16 protein-coding genes and 1 riboswitch are annotated in these 19475 nt (G+C 73.6%); of the genes, 10 read left to right on the top strand and 6 right to left on the bottom strand.

The annotated features are described in order from the left end of the window. Positions 1 to 43 precede the first annotated feature (43 nt). From KSNIM_RS15070 to rsrA, 3 genes are all read left to right on the top strand, one after another. Complete coding sequence (locus KSNIM_RS15070) at positions 44 to 685, top strand: alpha/beta family hydrolase (protein WP_263103725.1); 642 nt, start codon at positions 44 to 46, stop codon at positions 683 to 685. Positions 686 to 923: 238 nt separating this feature from the next. Further along, positions 924 to 1655, top strand: a complete 732-nt coding sequence (locus tag KSNIM_RS15065; RefSeq protein ID WP_317634021.1) for a sigma-70 family RNA polymerase sigma factor — start codon at positions 924 to 926, stop codon at positions 1653 to 1655. Continuing rightward, positions 1652 to 1984, top strand: a complete 333-nt coding sequence (gene rsrA / locus KSNIM_RS15060; RefSeq protein ID WP_030267880.1) for a mycothiol system anti-sigma-R factor — start codon at positions 1652 to 1654, stop codon at positions 1982 to 1984. The genes KSNIM_RS15065 and rsrA overlap by 4 nt, the downstream gene beginning before the upstream one ends. 87 nt (positions 1985 to 2071) lie before the next feature. Here rsrA and KSNIM_RS15055 read toward each other — a convergent pair whose 3' ends face one another. Next, positions 2072 to 3370, bottom strand: a complete 1299-nt coding sequence (locus KSNIM_RS15055) for a chitinase (protein WP_263103723.1) — start codon at positions 3368 to 3370, stop codon at positions 2072 to 2074. 414 nt (positions 3371 to 3784) lie between these two features. On the opposite strand from KSNIM_RS15055, the gene KSNIM_RS15050 reads away from it, so the two are divergent. From KSNIM_RS15050 to def, 4 genes are all read left to right on the top strand, one after another. Then, the gene (locus tag KSNIM_RS15050) at positions 3785 to 5260 is read left to right on the top strand and encodes an HD-GYP domain-containing protein (RefSeq protein ID WP_411543866.1); all 1476 of its coding nucleotides are present in this window, start codon (positions 3785 to 3787) and stop codon (positions 5258 to 5260) included. Next, positions 5257 to 6606: an HD-GYP domain-containing protein gene (locus tag KSNIM_RS15045; RefSeq protein ID WP_263103722.1), complete on the top strand. Its 1350-nt coding sequence runs from the start codon at positions 5257 to 5259 to the stop codon at positions 6604 to 6606. Before KSNIM_RS15050 ends, KSNIM_RS15045 begins: the two co-directional genes overlap by 4 nt. Positions 6607 to 6769: 163 nt before the next feature. Next, positions 6770 to 7759, top strand: a complete 990-nt coding sequence (locus tag KSNIM_RS15040; RefSeq protein ID WP_263103721.1) for a tetratricopeptide repeat protein — start codon at positions 6770 to 6772, stop codon at positions 7757 to 7759. Positions 7760 to 7926: 167 nt separating this feature from the next. Next, entirely contained in the window at positions 7927 to 8550 is a 624-nt protein-coding gene (gene def, locus KSNIM_RS15035; RefSeq protein WP_263103720.1) for a peptide deformylase, read from the top strand. A 112-nt stretch (positions 8551 to 8662) separates the two neighbouring features. Here the strand turns inward: def and KSNIM_RS15030 are convergent, their stop codons facing one another. The 3 genes from KSNIM_RS15030 to KSNIM_RS15020 all read right to left on the bottom strand — a co-directional run bounded on the left by KSNIM_RS15030 (position 8663) and on the right by KSNIM_RS15020 (position 13600). After that, on the bottom strand, positions 8663 to 9658 hold the full coding sequence (locus KSNIM_RS15030) for a ribonucleotide-diphosphate reductase subunit beta (protein ID WP_263107967.1): 996 nt from the start codon (positions 9656 to 9658) through the stop codon (positions 8663 to 8665). 20 nt (positions 9659 to 9678) lie between these two features. Continuing rightward, positions 9679 to 12063 (bottom strand): ribonucleoside-diphosphate reductase subunit alpha, encoded by a 2385-nt coding sequence (locus tag KSNIM_RS15025; protein ID WP_263107966.1) that lies wholly within the window; start codon positions 12061 to 12063, stop codon positions 9679 to 9681. A gap of 209 nt (positions 12064 to 12272) precedes the next feature. After that, a riboswitch (cobalamin riboswitch) is annotated at positions 12273 to 12416 on the bottom strand. A gap of 689 nt (positions 12417 to 13105) precedes the next feature. Further along, positions 13106 to 13600, bottom strand: a complete 495-nt coding sequence (locus KSNIM_RS15020; protein WP_263103719.1) for a GNAT family N-acetyltransferase — start codon at positions 13598 to 13600, stop codon at positions 13106 to 13108. 327 nt (positions 13601 to 13927) lie between these two features. Between KSNIM_RS15020 and KSNIM_RS15015 the strand changes: the two genes are divergently transcribed. Beyond that, positions 13928 to 14893, top strand: a complete 966-nt coding sequence (locus tag KSNIM_RS15015) for a helix-turn-helix domain-containing protein (protein ID WP_263107965.1) — start codon at positions 13928 to 13930, stop codon at positions 14891 to 14893. Between the two features lie 230 nt (positions 14894 to 15123). Here the strand turns inward: KSNIM_RS15015 and KSNIM_RS15010 are convergent, their stop codons facing one another. Then, a complete protein-coding gene (locus tag KSNIM_RS15010) occupies positions 15124 to 15684 on the bottom strand; it encodes a GlcG/HbpS family heme-binding protein (protein WP_263103718.1) in 561 nt (186 codons plus the stop codon). 462 nt (positions 15685 to 16146) lie between these two features. Here KSNIM_RS15010 and KSNIM_RS15005 point away from each other — a divergent pair, with 462 nt between their 5' ends. Beyond that, entirely contained in the window at positions 16147 to 17535 is a 1389-nt protein-coding gene (locus KSNIM_RS15005) for a sensor histidine kinase (RefSeq protein ID WP_263103717.1), read from the top strand. Continuing rightward, positions 17532 to 18161, top strand: a complete 630-nt coding sequence (locus KSNIM_RS15000) for a response regulator (protein WP_263103716.1) — start codon at positions 17532 to 17534, stop codon at positions 18159 to 18161. Before KSNIM_RS15005 ends, KSNIM_RS15000 begins: the two co-directional genes overlap by 4 nt. Before the next feature lie 229 nt (positions 18162 to 18390). Here the strand turns inward: KSNIM_RS15000 and KSNIM_RS14995 are convergent, their stop codons facing one another. Next, complete coding sequence (locus tag KSNIM_RS14995; RefSeq protein WP_263103715.1) at positions 18391 to 19152, bottom strand: histidine phosphatase family protein; 762 nt, start codon at positions 19150 to 19152, stop codon at positions 18391 to 18393. Between the last annotated feature and the right edge of the window lie 323 nt (positions 19153 to 19475).

The raw sequence follows: 19475 nt of genomic DNA, 5'->3' as shown, positions 1-19475 counted from the left end.
GCGTCCGCCGGCACGTCCAGTGGCACGTCCTAGGCTCGGGCCCATGCAGAAGCTGGTGCCGACAGCGGTCGGCGATGCCCGGGTGACGATGTTCGCGGCCGAGGAGCCCCGGGTGCTGCTGGCGCTCGGGCACGGGGCCGGCGGAGGGGTGGAGGCGCGGGACCTGCAGGCGCTGGCCGCCGCCCTGCCGGCCCGGGGCGTGTCGGTGGCGCTGGTCGAGCAGCCCTGGCGGGTGGCCGGCAAGCGGCTGGGCCCGGCGCCGAAGACCCTGGACGAGGCCTGGCTGCCGGTGGCGGCCGGACTCGCCGCCGAGGGCCTGCCGCTCGTGGTGGGCGGCCGCAGCGCCGGTGCCCGGGTGGCCTGCCGGACGGGCCTCGCCTCGGGGGCGGCCGCGGTGCTCGCGCTGGCCTTCCCGCTGCACCCGCCGGGCAAGCCGGAGAAGAGCCGGGCCGAGGAACTGCTGAACACCGGCCTGCCGACCCTGGTGGTGCAGGGCGGCGCGGACACCTTCGGCACCCCGGAGGAGTTCCCCGTGCTGCCGGAGGGCCACCGGCTGGTCGAGGTGCCGTACGGCAGCCACGGCTTCGCGGTGCCCAAGCGGGCCCCGGTCGGCCAGGAGGAGGTCCTGGAGGGGCTGGTGGCGGCGGTCGGGGACTGGCTCGGATCGGTTCCGTCGATCGGGTGAGCGACGGCGGGAATGCGCGGCGGTGCCGGACGGTTGTCAGGACCGTCAGCAGAGTCCCGGGTGAAAGGCAGCGTCCATGGGTTCGATCGCGTGCCCCGAGCGGCCGGAGGAGCGCGCGGCGCAAGGCGCCTTCGTGCCCGACTGGTCGGAATGGATTGTCGCGGGCGAGAAGCCGGTGGGCCGGATATCCTCCATTTCGGGTCGGCCCGCGGTGGGTGGGCCCCGCAGCTCCGAGGAGGTGGGTCCGGTCGTCGGGACCGAGGACGAGGCCGTGCCGGGCGAGGGCCTGCCGGAGGGCGGGACGCTCACCGGTGACGAGCTTGCCGAGGCGATCGGTGAGGACACCTTCCGGGTGTCCGCGGACGAGAGTGAGGACGCGCGCCGCGAGCGGTTCGAGCGCGACGCGTTGGCCTTCCTCGACCCGATGTACTCGGCCGCCCTGCGGATGACCCGCAACCCGGCGGACGCCGAGGACCTCCTCCAGGAGGCCTTCGCGAAGGCCTACGCGTCCTTCCACCAGTTCCGCGAGGGCACGAACCTCAAGGCGTGGCTGTACCGCATCCTCACCAACACGTTCATCAACTCGTACCGCAAGAAGCAGCGCGAGCCCCAGCGCACCGCGGCCGAGGAGATCGAGGACTGGCAGCTCGCCCGGGCCGAGTCGCACATGTCGACCGGCCTGCGGTCGGCCGAGGCCCAGGCGCTGGACCACCTGCCGGACAGCGACGTCAAGGACGCGCTGCAGGCGATCCCGGAGGAATTCCGGATCGCCGTGTATCTGGCGGACGTCGAGGGCTTTGCCTACAAGGAGATCGCGGACATCATGGGTACACCCATCGGTACGGTGATGTCCCGGCTGCACCGTGGCCGCCGCCAGTTGCGCGGCATGCTGGAGGACTACGCCCGTGAGCGCGGACTCGTCCCGGCGGGCAGCGGCGCAGGGCAGGAAGCGAAGGGCGCGGGCTCATGAGCTGCGGCGATCCGCACGACACCGAGTGCGGCGAGGTGCTCGACCACCTCTACGAATTCCTCGACAACGAGATGGCCGAGGGCGACTGCGTCAAGCTGCGCGTGCACTTCGAGGAGTGCTCGCCCTGCCTGGAGAAGTACGGGCTCGAACAGGCCATCAAGGCGCTGATCAAGCGCTCCTGCGGCTGTGACGACACCCCGGCGGACCTGCGCACCAAGGTGCTCGCCCGGATCGACTCCATCCGGGCCGGCCAGCGCGCCGCCCAGGTGCCGGCCGAGGAGGGTGCCGGGCACGGCGCCACCACGGCCACGGCTGCCGCCACCGAGTAGCCTCCGCCCGCACGGCGGCCGTACCCCGACAGCACCGGCGCGGGCCGGCCACCGGTCGTGCCCGGTCGCCGGCCCGCGCCGCAGGTATCAGCAGGGGCCGTCGTCGGCCCAGACGCCCCACTGCCCGCTGTTGGTCGGGATCTCGTTCTGGGTCCACCACTTCGCGTGGTAGTTGTGCCCCTGGTACGAGACCTTGTTGCCGTTGGTGTAGACGGTGGACGCGTTCCACGCGGGCAGGGTGCAGGTGCCCGGCTTGCCCGTCGGGGAGGCCGACGAGGTGGGCGAGGTGGACGAGGTCGGGGTGGCGGTCGGGGTGCTGGTGGGCGGGGTCGCCCCGGCGAACTTCACCGTGAACTTGGTGAAGTCCCAGTCGTTCTGGGCCACGCTGGAGCAGGAGCCGGACAGGCCCGGGTCCACCGTGCCGGCGCACTGCCGGTCCCGGTTGACGGACCAGTAGGTGTAGCGGGCCAGCTTGTGCGCGGTCGCGAAGTCCAGCACCGTCTGGAAGTCGGCCTGCTTGAAGTACTCGGCGGCGTCGGTGCGACCGTTCATCAGCGAGACGCCCTCGTGGGCGTAGGCGGTGGCCTCGTCCCAGCCGAAGGTGGTCTGCAGGATCTTGTTGAACTTCACCAGCGCGTCGGTCTGGGCCGCGGCGCCGTTGAAGCCGCCGTCGAACGGCATGATCGAGTAGTTGTTCGGCGTGAAGCCCTGCGACTTGGCCTCGTTCAGCATCTGCGTCCCGAACCAGCCGGTGCCCGCGTTGGTGCCCGCGGTGGTGATCGAGATGTAGAGGCCGGGGTTGTTCTGCTGGAGGATCTTCGCCGCGCCGATCTCGTTGTGGATCGCCGCCGCGTTCTCGTACTCCGGCTCCTCCAGATCGAAGTCGATCGCCTTCAGCTGGTACTTGGTGATCACCTTCTGGTAGCCGGCCGCGGTCGCCTCCGGGGTGCCGCAGCCCTGGCCGAGCTTGTTGCCGCCGTAGCCGCCGACCGAGACGGAGACGTCGCCGCCCTTCGAGCGGATCTTCTGGATCACCGCGGGCATGGCGGTGTCGGTGTCGATGGAGGAGGTGCCGCCCCAGGCCGGGGTACAGCCGCCGGAGTCGAGGATGAAGGCCAGCTGGAAGGCCTTCTGACCGGTCGCGTCCATCACCGCGGCGGCGTCCGGCGGCGAGTTGTCCTCCGGCATCAGGTACGGGGCCGAGGCGTACCAGTTGCTGCCGAGCGGCGCCGCCGCGGTTGTGGAGGCCAGGGCGTCGCCACCGCTCAGCGCTGCGGCGGCGCCGGCGGCGACCAGGCCGAGTGCGGCGATCGCGGCCGCGGCGGTGGCACCGCGCCGGCGACGGTGCCGGCCGGGTGCGGGGGAGTGGAGCTGGGCACGTTCCATCGGGGACCTCTCCGGGGCATGGGGGACCGCCGCCCGGGAGGTTCGGGCGGCGCCGGGTACAAGGACGGTCGGCATCCGCGCACGATGCCGTGGATCAGCTGCGGCCGCGCTGGCGGCCGCCCCCTTCCGGACGGGGTCAATCCCCAAAATGGACTGGACCACTGGCCGGGTCAAGAGTCCTGGGCGAGGCTTGGGCCTCTCTTAAGGAAGCCTTCGGGAAGCGCTCTCAGGGCCGCGCCCGGGGTGAGGCGGACTCAAGTCGTCCCCACCATTGGATCGTTTCACTCGTTCGGGTGAGCTGACCCGGCGTCGGCAGCGTCATTGCGCGATCGTGCGCCCCGGCCCGCGAACCGGGCCCTATTCTCCTCACTGGCCCGCGAACGGGACGGGCCGGGCACGGCGGGGGAGGCTGACATCGCCAGTGAACGCGAGGGGGACGCCCTCACCGGCGCCGCGGCCCGGTACGCCGCAGCCGTACTGGCCGGCGCCCTCTGCTGCCTGATCCCGCTCGCCGGGACCGTCCGCGGCGCGCTCGGCGGCACCGTCGACTGGCCCCGCCTCGGGCTGCTCGCCTTCCTGCACACCTGCGCCGAATCGCTCGCCCTCGGCCTCCCCACCCCGTGCGCCCGGCTCGGCCGCCGACTGCTGCGCCGACCGCCCCGCGAGGCCCGCGAGGCGGCCCGGGCACTGCCCGGCCGCGGCTTCTTCCCGGTGCTCTTCGCCGGCGTGCTGCTGCTGCCGCCCGCCGCCGCGGCCCTGGTCGCCGTCCCCGGCGCGCTCACCGCCCACCTCCCGGCACCCCGCCGACTGCGCCGACTGTGGAACGCCGCCCAACTGGCCGTCGCCGCCTTCACCGCCGCCGCCGTCTACCGCCTGCTCGGCGGACCGCACCTGCTGCTCGGCGCGCACTTCCCGACCGCCGCCCTCGGCGCACTGGCCGCCGTCGCCGTGTTCTGCCTGGTCAACGCCGCGCTGGTCGGCGTGATGCGGCACCTCTGCGCCGCCCGCCCGGCCCGCGGCGCCCACGCCGTGGACCTGGCAAGGGCCACCGGCGCCGTCGTGCTGCCCGCCCTCGTCCAGGGCGCCGGCGGACTGATGGTCGCCGTCCTGTGGCAGGGGCCGTACGGCGCGTTCGCCGCCGTGCTCGCGCTGCTGCCGCTGTCCATCTCCGCCTGGATGTTCGCCCAGGGCCACCGCGAGGCCAACGCCCACCAGGCCACCGTCCGCGCCCTCGTCCAGGCCGTGGAGATCAAGGACGCCTACACCCGCGGTCACAGCGAGAGGGTCGGCCGCGCCGCCGTCCTGATGGCCCGCCAGCTCGGCATGGCCGAGGACCGCATCCGCACCCTGCACTTCGCCGGCACCCTGCACGACGTCGGCAAGCTCGGCGTCGCCACCGAACTGCTCCGCCGCACCGGCCCGCTCACCGAGGCCGAGCGCCGTGCCGTCGAGGTGCACCCCGTCTTCGGCCACGAACTCGTCCGCGACCTCGCCTTCCTCGGCGAGGCCCGCGAGGGCATCCTGCACCACCACGAGCGGCTCGACGGCCGCGGCTACCCGGCCGGGCTGGCCGGCGACCGGATCCCCGAGTTCGCCCGGATCATCTCCGTCGCCGACGCCTTCGACTCGATGACCTCCACCCGCTCCTACCGGCGCGGCCGCCCGGTCGCCGAAGCCGTCGCCGAACTCCGGCGCTGCGCCGGAAGCCAGTTCGACCCGGCGATGGTCACCGCCCTGGTCGCCGCCGTCGACCGGCACGGCTGGCAGCCGGAACCGCCGCCGCCCGGCGGCTGGGACGGCGAGGTGCCCGACATCCCGCTCGGCGTGCCCGAGCCCGCCCGCCGGGTGCCCGGGCCCGGCGGTCGGATCACCGCGGGCGGCGCCCCGTGAGAACCGGCCGGCGCGGCCTCCTGCTGCGGCCGTCCGCCGTCCACGCCGCAGCAGGGCTGCTGCTCGCCGCAGCCCTGCTGCACGTCGCCCTGCACGGCTTCGCCCAGCCGCGGGTGGCGCTCGCCTTCGGCGCGGTCGTCGCGGTCGGCGAGTGGGCGCGCATCACCCTGCCCGGCGACCGCGAGCAGGCGCCGCTCGGCAGCGCCGCCGCACTCGCCTACGCCCTGCTCGGACCGCTCCACTCGACCCCCACCGGCCACGGAACGCTGCAGGTCGTCGCGGTCACCGGCCTCGGCACCCTGGCCGGGCTGCTGCAGCTCGCGCTGCCCGCCGTCCGCGCCCGCCGCCGCCCCGACCCGGGCCGCACCGGCGGCTCCGGCCCCGACACCGTCCACACCGTCCGGGCCGACACCGCCGCCCGGCGGCTGCTCACCACGGCCTTCGCCGCCCTGCTCTTCCAGCCGGTCTACGGCAGCGGGCTGCTCGACCGCGACCCGCTCTCCGGACCGGTCTACGGGGCCCTGCTGACCGCCGTGGCGGCCCTGACCGCACTGTGCGACACCGTGCTGGCCGCCGTCCTGCACCGGGCCCGCGCCGGCCTGCGGTTCGGCGCCGCGCTGGAGGACGAGCTGCGCTCACTGCTCGGCATCGGCTCCGCGATCGTCGCCACCGGCATGCTGGTGAGCCTGCTGGCCGGCGAGGTCGGCCTGTGGGCGCTGCCGCTGTTCTGCACCCCGCTGCTGCTCGCCCAGGCCTCCTTCCGGCGGGCCGCCGAGATCCGCGCCACCACCGGCCAGACCATCGAGGCGCTCGCCCGGGCCACCGAGACCGCCGGCTACACCCCGCCGGGGCATGCGCGCCGGGTTGCCGACACGGCGTGCGCGCTGGGGCGCGAACTCGGGCTCGGAACCCGGGACCTCGCCCTACTGGAGTACGCCGCCCTGATGCACGACATCGGCCAGCTCTCCCTCGTCGAACCCGTTCCCGGCGGCGCCACCGCCCTGTTGCCCGCCGCCGAGCAGCAGCGGATCGCCCGCCTCGGCAGCGAGGTCATCCGGCGCACCGGCGTACCGCGGCGGGTCGGCGAGCAGGTCGCCCGGCTCGCCGACCCCTGCCGGCTGCCGGGCGGCGCCGCCGACCGCAGCCTGCCGCTGGCCGCGCGCATCATCCGGGTCGCCAACGCCCACGACGACCTGCGAACGGAGGCCCGCGCCCGGGGGCTCTCCGAGGCCACCGCCGGCCTGGCCGCGCTGGAGCGGCTGCGGCTGGAGCGGGGCGGCGCGTACGACCCCGCCGTCGTCGACGCATTGGCCAGAGCGGGCGCCGCGGGCCGCGAACCGGCATGAACCGCCGCGCAGGGAGCGCGGGCCGCCGCAGGCGTGGTTGGATGCGGTCGTAGCGTGGAACACCGGATGCGGGGCCACCCGGCACACCGGATCGTTCCCGTTGCAGCAGCCGGCCTCGGAGCAGGTGCTGAGAACTGGCGGACGACAACGGCAGGGACGGAACGTGAGGATCTTCCACCGCGCACGGCACCGGCCGTCGGCCACCTGGCGGCAGACGACCGACCGTGCCTTCACGCTCATCGGCGACGGCCGCTACGAGGACGCCGGCGCGCTGCTCGTCATGGCCGCAGACCTGGAGCCGTGGCTCTCCGACTCCTGGTTCAACCTCGCCCTGCTGCACAAGTTCCGCCGCGACTGGGAGCAGGCCCGCACCGCCGGCCTGCGCGCCGTCGCCCTGCTCGACCGCGAGACCGGCGCCCCCGACTGGTGGAACCTCGGCATCACCGCCACCGCCCTGCAGGACTGGCCGCTCGCCCGCCGGGCCTGGCAGGCGTACGGACTGAGACTTCCCGGCGGGCCCGGTGGCCCGGCGGACGGGCCCGTCGACCTCGACCTCGGCACCACCCCGGTGCGGCTCTCCCCGGACGGCGAGTCCGAGGTGGTCTGGGGCCGCCGGCTGGACCCGGCCCGGATCGAGGTGCTGTCCATCCCGCTCCCGTCCTCCGGCCGCCGCTGGGGCGAGGTCGTGCTGCACGACGGCGCCCCGCACGGCGAGCGGGTCGCGGACGGCGTCGCCTACCCCGTCTTCGACGAGATCGAGCTGTGGGCGCCCTCGCCGGTGCCGACCTTCGTCGTGCTGCTGCAGGCCGCCACCGCGGGCGACCGGGACGCCCTGGAGCGGCTGGTCGCCGACGCCGGGTACGCCGCCGAGGACTGGACGAGCTCGGTGCGGCTGCTGTGCCGGGCCTGTTCGGAGAGCCGGATGGCGATCGACGACGGCCACACCGCGCACCACGACCCGCACGACGACGGCGACCCGACCCACCCCGGCCACCTGAGCCACCTCAGCCAGGGCAGTGCCGGCACCTCCTGGCTCGCCGAGCGCGAGTGCGGGATCGCCGCACCCGCCTCGCTGGTGCGCACCCTGCTGGACCGCTGGGTGGCCGCCTCCCCCGCCACGCGGGCGTACCGGGACCTCGAGGAGGTCTGCTGAGCGGGTTCGCCCGTCCGTCCTGCGCGTCCGGTCCAGTCGTCTTTCCTGCGCGTTCGTCCTGCACGGGTGTCCTGTGCGGGCGTCCGTCCTGTGCGGGCGTCCGGTCGGGTCCGGCGCCGTACCCTTGAGCGGTACACCCGGACGGAACCACGGAGCGGAAACCAGCGATGGCCGACGAGCACGAGCACGACCACCCCGAGCAGGACGAGACGGCGGAGCAGCAGGTCGTCGGCGAGCTGCCCGACGTCTCGAAGGGCACCGCCCGCCCGATCACCGTGTTCGGCAACCCGGTGCTGCACCGCGAGGTCGCCACGGTGACCTCGTTCGACGGTGAACTCGCCTCGCTCATCGACGACATGTTCGTCTCGATGTACGCCGCCGACGGGGTCGGCCTGGCCGCGAACCAGATCGGCGTCGACCTCAAGGTCTTCGTGTACGACTGCCCGGACGACGAGGGCGTGCGGCACGTCGGCCACGTCGTCAACCCGGTGCTGGAGGAGCTGCCGGCCGGCCGCCGCGCACTGGACGACTCGCCGGAGGGCTGCCTCTCCGTGCCGACCGCGTACATGGAGCTGGCCCGACCCGACTTCGCCGCGGTGACCGGCCAGGACAAGGACGGCAACCCGATCCGGGTCGAGGGCACCGGATTCTTCGCCCGCTGCCTGCAGCACGAGACCGACCACCTGTACGGCTACCTGTACATCGACCGGCTCTCCAAGCGCGACCGCAAGGACGCACTGCGGCAGATGTCCGAGGGCACCCCCAAGTACGCCACCGTGCCGAACGACTGACGGCGCGGCGGAACGAACGGCGAAGGGCCGCACCCGGATCCCGGGTGCGGCCCTTCGGCTTGCTGCGGCCCAGAGGGCGGTCCGCACGCTGCGGCGCAGAATGCGGTGCGGCCTAGAAGTCGTCGTCGAAGGAGACCGAGCCCTCGACGGCGACCTGGTACGCGGAGACCCGGCGCTCGAAGAAGTTGGTCAGCTCCTGGACGTTCTGCAGCTCCATGAACCCGAAGGGGTTGGTGGAGCCGTAGCGGATCGGCAGGCCGAGACGGGCCAGGCGCTGGTCGGCGACGGCCTCCAGGTACTGGCGCATCGACTCGGTGTTCATGCCGGGCAGACCCTCGCCGCAGAGGTCGCGGGCGAACTGGAGCTCGGCCTCGACGGCCTCCTCCAGCATCTCGGTGACCTGCTTGGCCATCTCGTCGTCGAAGAGGTCCGGCTCCTCCTCGCGGACGGTGTCCACGACGGAGAACGCGAAGTCCATGTGCATGGACTCGTCGCGGAACACCCAGTTGGTGCCGGTGGCCAGGCCGTGCAGCAGGCCGCGGCTGCGGAACCAGTACACGTACGCGAAGGCGCCGTAGAAGAACAGGCCCTCGACGCAGGCCGCGAAGCAGATCAGGTTCAGGAGGAACGCGCGGCGGTCCTCCTTGGTCTGCAGCGAGTCGATGTGGTCGACCGCGTTCATGTACTTGAAGCAGAACTGCGCCTTCTGGTGGATGGAGGGGATGTTCTCCACCGCCGCGAAGGCCGCCGCGCGGTCGTCCGGGTCGGGCAGGTAGGTGTCGAGCAGCGTCAGGTAGAACTGGACGTGCACGGCCTCCTCGAACAGCTGCCGGGACAGGTAGAGCCGGGCCTCGGGCGAGTTGATGTGCTTGTAGAGGCTCAGCACCACGTTGTTGGCGACGATCGAGTCACCGGTGGCGAAGAAGGCGACCAGGCGGCCGATCATGTGCCGCTCGCCCTCGCTCAGCTTGGCGAGGTCGGCGACGTCGGAGTGCAGGTCCACCTCCTCCACCGTCCAGGTGTTCTTGATGGCGTCGCGGTACCGGTCGTAGAACGACGGGTAGCGCATCGGACGCAGCGTCAGCTCGAAGCCAGGGTCGAGCAGCATCTTCTGGCGGTCGTCGGTGCTCACTGGCAGGCCTCGCAGGACTCGGGGTTCTCCAGGGAGCAGGCGATGGCGTCCTGCTCCTCCTGGCTCATGGTCGGCGCGGGCACCGGCACGGCGGCGCGGGCGCCCGTGGCGGCCTGCGCGATCCGGGTCGCCGGGCGCGACCGAAGGTAGTAGGTGGTCTTCAGACCGACCTTCCAGGCGTACGCGTACATCGAGCTGAGCTTGCCGATGGTCGGCGCCGCCATGAAGAGGTTCAGCGACTGGCTCTGGTCGATGTACGGCATGCGGGCCGCGGCCAGGTCGATCAGCGCGCGCTGGGGCAGCTCCCAGGCCGTGCGGTACAGCGAACGGACCTCGGCGGGCAGCCAGTTGAGGTCCTGCACCGAGCCGTTGGTCTCGCGCAGCGCGTCCCGGGTCTGCTGGTCCCAGACGCCGAGCTCCTTCAGCTCGCGCACCAGGTACGGGTTGACCTGGAGGAACTCGCCGGAGAGCGTCTCGCGCTTGAACAGGTTGGACACCTGCGGCTCGATGCACTCGTAGACGCCCGCGATGGAGGCGATGGTCGCGGTCGGCGCGATCGCCAGCAGCAGCGAGTTGCGCAGGCCGGTCTCCGCGATCCGGGCGCGCAGCGCGTCCCAGCGCTCCGTCCACTGCGGCGCGGCGGCGTTGAAGTGGTCGATGTGCAGCTCGCCGCGGGCGGCGCGGGTCTCGCCGTACGCCTCGTGGCGGCCGAACTGCTCGGCCAGGTCGGCGGAGCGCTCGTAGGCGGTGAGCATGATGCGCTCGGAGATCAGGGTGGAGAGGATCTTCGCCTCGGCGGAGTCGAAGTCGATCCGCAGCTGGAAGAAGACGTCCTGCAGGCCCATCACGCCGAGGCCGACCGGCCGCCAGCGGGAGTTGGAGGTGCCGGCCTCGGTGGTCGGGTAGAAGTTGATGTCGATGACCCGGTCCAGGAAGGTCACCGCGGTGCGGACGGTCGCGTCCAGCCGCTCCCAGTCCATGGCGTTCAGCAGGTCGGCGGCGGTGGCACCGGCGGCCACGTGGGCGCCCAGGTTGACCGAGCCCAGGTTGCAGACGGCCGTCTCGGAGTCGTCGGTGACCTCCAGGATCTCCGTGCACAGGTTGGACGAGTGCACGGTGCGGCCCGGCAGCGCGGTCTGGTTGGCGGCCCGGTTGGAGGCGTCCTTGAAGGTCATCCAGCCGTTGCCGGTCTGCGCCAGGGTGCGCATCATCCGGGCGTACAGGGTCTGCGCGGGGATGGTGCGGACGGCCTTGCCGGCCTGCTCGGCCTTGCGGTACGCCTCGTCGAAGTCGGCGCCCCACAGGTCGACCAGCTCGGGGACGTCGGCAGGGGAGAACAGCGACCAGTCCTCGTTGGCGTTCACCCGACGCATGAACTCGTCCGGGATCCAGTGCGCCAGGTTGAGGTTGTGGGTGCGCCGGGCCTCCTCGCCGGTGTTGTCGCGGAGCTCCAGGAACTCCTCGATGTCGGCGTGCCAGGTCTCCAGGTAGACGCAGGCCGCGCCCTTGCGGCGGCCGCCCTGATTGACCGCGGCGACCGAGGAGTCCAGGGTGCGCAGGAACGGCACGATGCCGTTGGACTGGCCGTTGGTGCCGCGGATCAGGCTGCCGCGGGAGCGGATCCGCGAGTAGGACAGGCCGATGCCGCCGGCGTGCTTGGACAGCCGGGCGATCTGCGCGTAGCGGTTGTAGATCGAGTCCAGGTTGTCCAGCGGCGAGTCCAGCAGGTAGCAGGACGACATCTGCGGGTGCTTGGTACCGGAGTTGAACAGCGTCGGAGAGGACGTCAGGTACTCCAGACGGCTCATCAGCCGGTACAGCTCCGCCACCTCGGCCACCGACTGCTCGGTGTCGCCGACCGCGAGGCCGGCCGCCACGCGCAGCAGGAAGAACTGCGGGGTCTCGATCACCTTGCGGGTGATCGGGTGACGCAGCAGGTAGCGGGACTGCACGGTACGCAGGCCGAAGTACTCGAAGCGGTCGTCGCCCTGCAGGTCGACCAGCGCGTCGAAGGCGTCCGCGTGCTTGGCCACGAACTCGGCGGTGGTGTCGCCGATCAGGCCCTCGGTGTGGCCGACGGCGATCGAGGCGGCGAAGGAGACCGCACCCTGGGAGACCGCCTCGTCGCGGATCTCCAGCGCCAGCAGGCGGGCCGCGAGCTTCGAGTACTGCGGGTCCTCGGCGATCATCGACGCGGCGGCCTCCACGGCCAGCCCGCGGAGCTCGGCGAAGTCCGAACCGGCGTGGCGGCCGCGCAGCGCGGCGGCGGCGACGTGGCCGGGGTCCACCTGGGGAAGGTCGGTGCTGCGGTCGGTGAGCAGCCGGAGCAGCGCGGCACCGGGGTCGGGCCGGTCGTTGTCGGCGGATCCCTGGGAGGGCAGGGTGACTGAGGCAGCGACGGTCAAGGCGCACTCTCTCCTGTGGCGGCAGCGGACGCTTCGGACACCCCCGAGCCGTGGGCCGGGGGCGCGTCCGGGCATGCGCGCGGCAGGGGGGACCGGCACACCCGACCGTGTCGGAGGTGCGCGTCGCCACCCGGCCCACCCGCGAGGCCCGGACGTACAGCTGTGCTTCATGGCATCTGCGGGGAAGCCTGTGGCACACCGTCGGCAGGCCCTCGGACTGCGCGGGCCCGGGCGTTCACGGGCCTGCTCACCGTTGCGGGGCAGTCCCGGACTCGCACCGGGTTCCCCTGCGTCGACAGCGAGAGTGAGCATACATGTTGTGGTGTCTCCCTGATGTGCCCCCATATCTTGTGCACGTAGCGTGTCGCGTCCGTGGCTGGCGCAGCCCTGCCGGACGTGCCGTGCACACCTCGGCCACATCCGATCCACCCGTCGCCCCCGCGCCGCCCTCACGGAACGGCCACCACCCGGGAGGGGGGCCGCGCCGGATGGCCTACGATCTCCAGTCATGAGCGACGGTACGGGGGCACCGCCAGGTCGGTCGGGGTGGCCGGGGGCCCAGGGGGCGGCGAATCCCGCAGCACGAGGGGCATCGGCCCTGCCGCCCGGACCGTGGCCTCAGGTGCTGTCCCCGGCTCGGGTGTGGCGTCCGGCACGGGTGTGACGCCCGGCCTCGGTGGCGTTTTCGACCTCGGTGGGGCGTCCGGCCTCGGTAGGGCGTCCAACGTCGGTGTGGCGTCCGGCTTCCGGGCGGGGGTTTGCTCGCGGCAATGGCGGGTCCAGTGGCCTGAGGCGTTCTCCGTGTCCTGACTGCCTGTGTCTTCAATTCGACGGCGGTGGCGGGGTTGGCGGGTGGCCGGCCTGCCGGCCGAGGATCCCGGTCGACGAGTCCGGTCGAGGATCCCGGTCGACGAGTCCGGATCCCGGGTGCGACCAGGCGGGCCTCGGTCCCGGGCCGGGTGTCCGAGGAGCTTCGGCAGAGCGCCTTCGCCGGAAGGGCTTCTTCGGAACGTCTTCGTCAGAACGTCAGGGCGTAGACCATCAGGTCGATGCCGGGCATCGGGGCCCAGTCCCGCTCGGGGGCGCGGCGGAAGCCGAGCCGTTCGTAGACCCGATGGGCGTCCGTCATGTCCGGACGGGTGGAGAAGGCCATGCCGGCCAGGCCCAGTTCGCGGCTGCGGTCCATCGCGGCCTGGACGAGGGCGGAGCCGACGCCGCGGCCGCGGGCGGCCCGGGCGACCGCCAGCATCCGGATCTCCCCCTCGTCCGGCTGCGAGATGTCGGCCCAGGCCGTACCGCCCACCGCGAAGGTCACGCAGCCGAGCACATGCTCGTCCTGGGCGTCGACAGCGACGAGGAGCTCTGCCTCCTCGTTGCGGCGGCGGGTGTCGCGGAGAAGTCCGGAGTACGGCCCGCCGGCGAGGCTGAAGCCGTCACCGACGTAGACCTCGACCGAGAGCTCGCCGGCCGGTTCGAGATCCCGTTCGCGGGCGCGGCGGATGACGACGTCCATCCGTCCAGTCTGCCTTCCGTGACGTGGAACCGGGTGGCCGGGGGTCGGTGCAGTCGATCGGGGACGGACGGATCGGCCGGATAGCCGCCGGGGCGGTGCCAGTTGTCGCGGCCGTGCCGACCGGTGCGGTCGAGATCCCGGCCGACGACGGCCCCGATCAGGGCGAACACGCCGACGAAGACGGAGAGGGCGATGGCGTTCTCGAACACGGTGGAAGTCATGCCACTACTCTCCAGGCCGGTCGGGAGTACGACGAGTGGCAGGAATGCCCCCTTGCATCGAATTACTGCCAAGGCTCATCCTGGAGTCATGCCGAAGCCCGAATCCGTGCTGAAGAACGTGGTCGCCGTCGTGCTGGAGGAAGTCCATCCCTTCGAACTCGGTGTCGCCTGCGAGGTGTTCGGCCTCGACCGCAGCGAGGAGGGGCTGCCCGTCTACGAGTTCGCCCTCGCCTCGGACCGGCCGGGACCCAAGCGCACCCATGCCGGCTTCAGCATCGACGTCCCGCACGGGCCCGAACGCCTCGCGCAGGCCGACCTGATAGTCCTCACCGCCACCGGCCTGCGCGACGAGTACCCGCCCGCCCTCGTCGCGGCCCTCCGGGCAGCCGTCGAAGGCGGCGCCCGTGCCCTGTCCATCTGCAGCGGCAGCTTCCTGCTCGGCGCCGCCGGGCTCCTCGACGGCCGGCGCTCCACCACCCACTGGAAGCACGCCGCCGAGATGGCCCGCCGCTTCCCGCTCACCACGATCGAACCGGATGTTCTTTACGTCGACGAGGACCCGGTCATCACCTCCGCGGGCACCGCCGCAGGGATCGACGCCTGCCTGCACCTTGTCCGCAAGGTCCAGGGCGCCGAGGTCGCCCGCGGCATCGCCCGGCGCATGGTCGTCGCCCCGCACCGCGAGGGCGGCCAGGCCCAGTTCGTCAACCGCCCGCTGCCCGAACCCGGCGTCGACTCGCTCGCCCCCGTCCTCGACTGGATGCGCCACCACCTCGACGAGGAAGCGACCGTGGAGCGGCTCGCCGCCCTCGCCCACATGTCCCCGCGGACCTTCGCCCGGCGATTCCAGCAGGAGACCGGCACTACCCCGCACCGCTGGCTGACCGGCCAGCGCCTGCTGCTCGCCCAGCGGCTCCTGGAGGGCACCGCGGAGCCGATCGATGCCGTCGCCGCCCGCTGCGGCTTCGGCAACGCCGCCACCCTCCGCCACCACTTCGCCCGCCGCCTCGGCACCACCCCGCAGGCCTACCGCCGCGCGTTCGCCAGCCCCGAGATCGCGGCGGGGGTGTAGCGAAGGTGCGCGCAGCGGAACGTGCTTGAGGGGGTGCCAAGGCGTGGTGGGTGGTCCGGGCGAGGTGAGGGGGTGCGCGAGCACGTGGTGGTGGGGCGGCCGGCGCGGCCTCCCAGGCAGGGCGAACGTAGGACGGAGGGCGGCGGCCGCCTGACCGGGCGCGGGGCGCGGGAGGCGGGGCGCGGGGCGCAGGTCGCGGGTCGGAGTGCCTGCTGGTGGCAGCCCCGGTGCTACTTGCCCAGCGCGGCGACGCCCGCCTGGGCGAACTGCTCGTCGAGGTCGCCGCTCGGCGCACCGGCAACGCCGATGGCCGCCACCGGCGCACCCTTAGCCTGCACCGGGGCACCGCCGCCCAGGAACAGGGTGCCCGGTATGTCCTTCAGGTTCGGCGTCTGCGCCAGCCGCTTCGCCAGCTCGGAGGTCGGGGCGTTCCAGGAGACCGCGGTGAAGGCCTTCCGCTCCGCCGACTCGGGCGACTGCGGGCCGGCGCCGTCGCCGCGCAGCGCCACGATCGTGTTGCCGTTGCGGTCCACCACGGCGACCGAGACCTTGTAGCCGCCCTTGTCGGCTGCATCCATCGCCGCCAGCGCGGCCCTGGTTGCGGCGTCCACCGACAGGTGCGAGGAGGACACCACGCCCTTGCCACCGACCTCGGCACGGGCCACCGCGGGAGCGCCGGCGGCGCCAGGGGTCTCCGCGCTCGCCGCCACCGCACCGAAGGTGCCCGCCCCCAGGGCGGCCACCGCCACAGCGCCGCCCAGCACCCGTGCCCGCATCGACGTCCTCTTCATTCCGACTCCTCGGCGAATCACCGGTCCGGCCCCTGCGGCACGGACTCCACATCGATCCTCAGGGCCGCACCCCCTCCACCGCGTCGGCGTCCCGGCTGGTCTCCGCAGGCATGATGGAGGACACCTGGGTCAACCGATCGGCCGATGTGTGGCGCCGGTGGACCGGCAAGAATCCGAACCAGGCCACGGCCGGTTCGTGACCGGTCCTTGCGGCCCGGTCCTCGGCCGGCCGGCGGCCGGCGGGCGGTCCGCCGGCGGTCGGAGGGCGGCCGGAGGGCGCCGGTGACTGCCGGCCGGTGACGATGGGAGCGCCCCGTCCGCGGAGCGCCGCGGCCATCGCAGCGCCCCACCCATCGGGGGGCCTGCGCGCCGTCCCACACCGCCACGTCGGACCGACCAACCAACCGCCCCGCACCACACAGCGGAGCCCGTCAGCACAGCGCGGCAGAACAGGAGGAGCACGTGCGACCGCCGCAGCGCAACGACGCCGACACCGACGAGCGCCGCCTCGCGCTCGTCCTCGACGCGGCCTTTCTGCTGCTCCTCGTCGGGTCCCTCAGCCGCTTCCTCACCCACCACCCGGACAGCCCGGCCACCCCCTGGGTGATCGGCCTCTCCGCTGCCCTCGCCGCCGCCCAGCTCACCGGCTCCCGGCTGCTCGCCCCGCCCCGCAGGGGCGCCCCGGGCGCGGGTGAGGCCGACTGCGCCGACCGCGCCGACGGGGCCGACCGCGTCGACGGGGCCGCTCCCGACATCGCCGCCCCCGACATCGCCACCCGGGCCGGCGGCGGCAGCCCCGGCCCGGCCGACGGCCCGGCCGACGGCCCGGCCGACGGTCGCACCGCCAGGTACGCCACCCGCCGCAGCCGTACCGCGGCAGCAGCCCTCGCGCTGGTCGTCGCCCTCTGGGTGGTCCTCGTCCTGATGGCGCCCAGCTTCGCCTGGTGCGCCGTTCCGCTGGTCTACACCGCGCTGCGGACCCTGCCCACCAAGGCCGCGCTCCCGCTGGTCGCCGCGCTCACCGCGCTGGTCACCGTCGGCCAGGCGCGGCTGCCCGGTCAGGCCGACGCCACCCTGCTGATCCTGCCGCCCACCGTCGCGGCCCTCGCCACCGCGGTCTTCCTCACCATGCGGAGACAGACCGCCCGGCAACGGGCGCTCGTCGACGACCTCGTCCGCACCCGTCGCGACCTCGCCTCCACCGAGCGCCGCGAGGGCACCCTCGCCGAACGGGAACGCCTCGCCATGGAGATCCACGACACCCTCGCCCAGGGCCTATCCAGTCAGCAGATGCTCCTCCAGGCCGCCGACCGCACCTGGGACACCGACCCGGACACGGCCCGCCGCCACGTCCGTACGGCCGCCGCCGTCACCGGCCGCAACCTCGCCGAGGCCCGCCGCTTCGTCCACGACCTCGCTCCGGCCGAGCTGGCCGACGGCGGCGGGCTCGACCACGCCCTGCGGGCCCTCGCCGACCGAGAGAGCGCCGAGACAGGCCTGCCCGTCCGCTTCCACCTCGACGGCACGCCCGTCCCGCTGCCGCCCGCCGCCCAGGCAGCCCTACTGCGGATAGCACAGGGCGCCCTTGCGAACGTCCGCGAGCACGCCGACGCCTCGGCCGCCGCCCTCACCCTCTCCTACCTCGGTGACCAGGCCGTGCTCGACATAGCCGACAACGGCCGCGGCCTGCCCCTGGACACCTCCGGGGCCACCGCCTCCCGCGGCCATGGACTGCCCGCCATGCGGGCCAGACTGCGCCAGCTTGGCGGCACCCTCACCGTCGAGAGCACCCCCGGCGAGGGCACCGTGCTCTCCGCCGCCGTTCCCCTGCACACCGGGAGGCCGGGATGAACCCGCCGGTTCGGCTCCTCGTCTGCGACGACCACACGGTTGTCCGGGCGGGCCTGCTCGCGCTGCTCGCCAGCGCCGGCGACATCGAGGTGGTCGGAGAGGCCGGCAGCGGCGAGGAGGCCGTCACCCTCGCCGCCCGGCTCCGACCGCAAGTGGTCCTCATGGACCTCCAACTGGGCAGCGGCATCGACGGCGTCGAGGCCACCAAGCGGATCACCGCAGACCCCGACGGGCCGTACGTCCTCGTCCTCACCACCTTCGACACCGACGCCGACATCACCCGCGCCATCGACGCCGGGGCCACCGGCTACCTGCTCAAGGCCGAGCGCCCGGAAGAGCTGTTCGCCGCCGTCCACGCGGCAGCCGCCGGCCGCACGGTGCTCTCGCCGCCGGTGGCGAGCCGGGTGATGGCCCAGATGCGGGCCCCCGCCCCCCGGCTCACCGACCGCGAACAGGAGATCCTCGCCCGGCTCTCCGAAGGACTGGGCAACCGGGAGATCGCACGTGCCCTGTTCATCAGCGAGGCGACCGTCAAGACCCACCTCAGCCGGATCTACGACAAGCTCGGCGTCGACACCCGCGCCGGCGCCGTCGCCACCGCCAAGGAGCGCCGCCTGCTGCGATGACCACCCGCGCGCCGGCTCGCCTGCTCGGCCCACCCGGCGCGGCCCCGGCCCTGCTGTCCGGCCACCCGTCGCGGTCCCGGCCCTGCTGTCCGGCCACCCGTCGCGGCTGCCTGGCCACCCGGCTCGGCAGCGCCGCCACCCTGCCCGGCTGTCCCGCCACCCAGCCCTGCTGTCCGGCCAGCCCGCTCGGCCACCGGGCCCGGCTATCCGGCGCGGCTACCCGGCGCGGCTACCCGGCCCGGCCGCCCGGCAGGTGGTCGGTGGTGTTCCAGAAGTCCGGGTGCAGCCGGCCGTCCGAGGCGCGCCACAGACTGGTCGAGCAGTTGCGGACGGGCTCCAGGGCGAGCAGCTGTGCCTCGGTGAGTCGGTCCAGGATGTGCCGGAGCATCAGCACCGTGCAGTCGTGCGCAACCACCAGGACGGGCCGTCCCGCCTCCTCTTCGCAGAGGTCCCGCAGCACCCCCCGCACCCGCAGCGCCACGTCCAGCCACGACTCACCGCCGGGCGGCCGGTAGTACAGCTCGCCCATCCGTCGCCGCCGTGCGGCCTCCGCAGGGTGCTCCTTCTCGATGGCGGCCCGGGTGAGCATCTCCAGCACGCCGAGTTCTCTGTCCCTCAACCGCTCGTCGTACCGCACCGGGACGCCCACCGGCACCGCCCCCAGTCCGGAGGCCTGTGCCACGGCGATCCGCGCGGTCTCCGTGGTGCGGACGTACGGGGAGCACCACACCGCCCGCGGCCGGTCCGTGGCGGGCAGCTCGGCCCACCAGCGGCCGAGCGCCTGCGCCTGTGCCTGCCCGTGCAGGGAGAGCGGGATGTCGGCGTCGCGGCTGTTGATCGGGACGGTCAGGGCACCGGTCTCCTCGGCCAGCCGGAACTCGACGTTGGCGACGGACTCGCCGTGCCGGGTGGCGATCAGGACGGAGGGCAGCGGGCGGCTGTCCTCGCGTTCGGTGCGGTGCCCGTTCAGGATGGTGCCGGCCTCTGCCATCGCCCGTCTCCCCGTCTCGGTCGTGTCGCGCTGTGCCCAGCGCGGCGGCGCCCCTGGGTGGTGGGGGAGGGCGCGCCCGTGGGGAGTCGCGCCCGGACACGATGATCGCGCCGCCACCACCAGTGTTGACGGTGGTGGCGGCGCGAGCACAGGGCGCACGAAGCGTGGCACTGTGCGCCCCTTGGATCCGTGCGCTCGCCGACCCACCCGGCTCCGCCGGGCACCCGGCCGGGGGCACCATTGCCCCGGTCCCGCAGGCCGCGCGACCGGGTTCGACTCCGGCCCGGCCCTGCCCGGCCGCCGGGCCCTGCCCTGCCCGGCCC

The organism is Kitasatospora sp. DSM 101779 (assembly GCF_025655475.1).
Classification (GTDB): Bacteria; Actinomycetota; Actinomycetes; order Streptomycetales; family Streptomycetaceae; genus Kitasatospora.
This window is presented reverse-complemented; position numbering and strand designations above follow the sequence as displayed.